This window comes from Arthrobacter sp. TS-15 (genome assembly GCF_006964045.1).
GTDB lineage: Bacteria > Actinomycetota > Actinomycetes > Actinomycetales > Micrococcaceae > Arthrobacter.
Genome location: NZ_SDXQ01000095.1, coordinates 1 through 1,055, shown reverse-complemented (window position 1 = coordinate 1,055; position 1,055 = coordinate 1). Strand labels below are relative to the sequence as shown.

Genomic DNA, 1,055 nt, shown 5'->3' with positions numbered 1-1,055 from the left:
GTCTCGTGGGCTCGGTGCGGGTGATGGCGCGGACGCGGCCGACGAGCTCGGCGAGCTCCTGGTGGAAGATGCCGGCCCACGGGGCGCTGATGATCCATGGCGTGTACGCGGCCAGCCATGCCGCCCAGGTCCGCCCGGGCCGTATCCCGGGGGCGGCGGCGAGGCGGACGTGGAGGGCGGTCATCTCGGCCCAGCCGCGCAGGTGGGTGTCGATGGGCAGCGGGCCGGCCTGGTCGCCGCGGGCGTCGCCGTACGGGTCGCTCACGGTGCTGTTGGAGCCGGGGCCCAGGAGGGTGATCACATCGCCGCGCAGAGGCATGGGTGAGTGGGCGCGGCCGCCGTGGACGCTGCCGGTGGTGGGGCTGCGGTCCAGCTGTAGGGAGGCCTGCAGGAGCGGCATCTGTCCGACGAGCTCGCGCAGGAGCGCCCGCAGCTGGCGTGCGCAGCGGGCGCACATGCGGCGGTGCGCGGCCTCCTCGGCGGTGCGGGGGCAGCCGGGCACGGTGCAGCTACTCACGGTCGGCCTCGATGCTGGCGCGGGCCCGGAGCAGGTCCGGGATGGAGGGCTGGCCTCTGCGGCGGCTCTGCCGGTCCTCACCCGTGGCGAGGGCCTGGAGCTGATCGAACTTGGCGAACACACGCTTCACGGCCTGGTCCATGGCCGCTTCGGTGGCGGTGCCGAGCGCGTCGACCTGCTTTTTCACCTCGGCCTCGAACAGTTCGTCGGTGAGGAGCGGGACGAGCTCGTGGGCGGTCTTGATCTCGCGGCGGAGGTCCTTGAGCATGCCGCGGGCCTCCCGGATCTCCTCGCGCAGCTCGTCGCGGATCTTCTGCAGTTCCTCGGGGTACGGTTGCTGGATCATCGGCGGGGGTCTTCCTTGTCGTCGGCGGCCTGCTGTTCGAGGGCGGCGCGAACCTTGGCCTGCGTGCGGTTGACGGACTCGGTGAATCGATCGTGCGCGTGGGGGTTGGTGTCGTGGTCGACGGCGGCGAGGACGCCGCCGATGAGCAGGGCGAGGTAGCAGCGCGGCAGGACCAGGTCGATGGTCTCTACG

The 1,055-nt window shown here is 72.2% G+C and carries 3 protein-coding genes; all 3 read right to left on the bottom strand.

Annotation, left to right across the window (positions count from 1 at the left end; genetic code table 11):
- Window positions 1-598: hypothetical protein (locus EU811_RS22980; protein ID WP_202979352.1), on the bottom strand; the 598-nt coding region annotated here is incomplete at its 3' end.
- On the bottom strand, window positions 510-863 hold the full coding sequence (locus EU811_RS22975) for a hypothetical protein (protein ID WP_142940558.1): 354 nt from the start codon (window positions 861-863) through the stop codon (window positions 510-512). The genes EU811_RS22975 and EU811_RS22980, both read right to left, overlap by 89 nt.
- A partial coding sequence (locus EU811_RS23665) for a hypothetical protein (RefSeq protein WP_160147699.1) occupies window positions 860-1,055 on the bottom strand: 196 nt, incomplete at its 5' end. The genes EU811_RS23665 and EU811_RS22975, both read right to left, overlap by 4 nt.